1 protein-coding gene and 1 pseudogene are annotated in these 972 nt (G+C 41.9%); one reads left to right on the top strand and one right to left on the bottom strand.

What is annotated here, in order from left to right:
* A pseudogene (locus C7K08_RS14520) lies at positions 1 to 406 on the bottom strand (SAM-dependent methyltransferase); the annotation flags it as partial.
* Here C7K08_RS14520 and C7K08_RS14515 point away from each other — a divergent pair.
* Positions 399 to 972: hypothetical protein (locus C7K08_RS14515; RefSeq protein ID WP_193464849.1), on the top strand; the 574-nt coding region annotated here is incomplete at its 3' end. The pseudogene C7K08_RS14520 and the gene C7K08_RS14515 sit on opposite strands and share 8 nt — an antisense overlap.

The following is a 972-nucleotide window of genomic DNA, read 5'->3' as shown; positions in this document are numbered from 1 at the left end:
ATGCTACAGCCTCTGGTTTTTGTAAGTACTGCCAACCTGCAACAATTAATCCAGTGTCTACTTGGCAATCTGCTAAAGGTAGGTGTTGATTTACATTTAAATTCTGCAGCCAATAGCTACTCAGTTGCTTATTGGCTTTTAATTCCTGTTCATTTAAGCCATGGCCAATAACTTCTTTATAGTTGYTGCTTGCTGGAAGATGGCTTACCCARCTGCTCATTAAATCTAGTATAATTGAACCTGCTTCAATCCTATCGCTATAAAGATTAGTTAGTTCCTTGCGAAAACCCCCATCGAGATGTTGAACAAATCTTGGCATTGAATAAAATAATTCATCATTGCTTTCATCCTGCTTAACTCGTTGTTGATTGTTGAGAACAGAAATGAATTCTACCGGTGTGTTCACCAATACCTTTGCTTGTTGCCCCGCTATTATGGTTGCTTATTGTTGCGATTGCGTGCTCGATTATCCAGCTTTGCAAATTGCTATCCCCTCTGCTGAGGAGCTCCTCTTGCTTGAGCAAAAGGCCCGTGCCAATGGCAGCGGTTTGAATCCTAACGATTTGCTTGGTTCTTGGTATCTCGAGCGTGTGTGGTCTAAAGGTAGTAAATCTCCGTCAACCTTTGCTGCTGGTTTGCTGAAAAATCTTAGTGCTTGCCTGCGCTTAGCTATTGATGCAAATCACTTTCAAATTATTAATTCTGTAAGCATTGGGTCTCTACAACTGAGCTTTGTTGGCAAAGCCTTTCTAAATGGTGTAAGGCCAATTTTGTTTTTTACCTTCCAGTATGTTTCTGTTTCCTTKGGCTCACTTGTGATATTCAAACGCAATCTGCCCCAACCCCCATCCCGAAAAATGCCATTTTTTGCCCTCATAGCTCGCAACAGCAATGGTTGGTTGGCTGCCCGTGGTAGAGGCGGTGGACTTGCATTATGGATTTTAAAAGCAGATACTGCTGTTTCTGCTGTTT

Source organism: Synechococcus lacustris str. Tous (assembly GCF_003011125.1).
GTDB lineage: Bacteria > Cyanobacteriota > Cyanobacteriia > PCC-6307 > Cyanobiaceae > Synechococcus_D > Synechococcus_D lacustris.
This window is presented reverse-complemented; position numbering and strand designations above follow the sequence as displayed.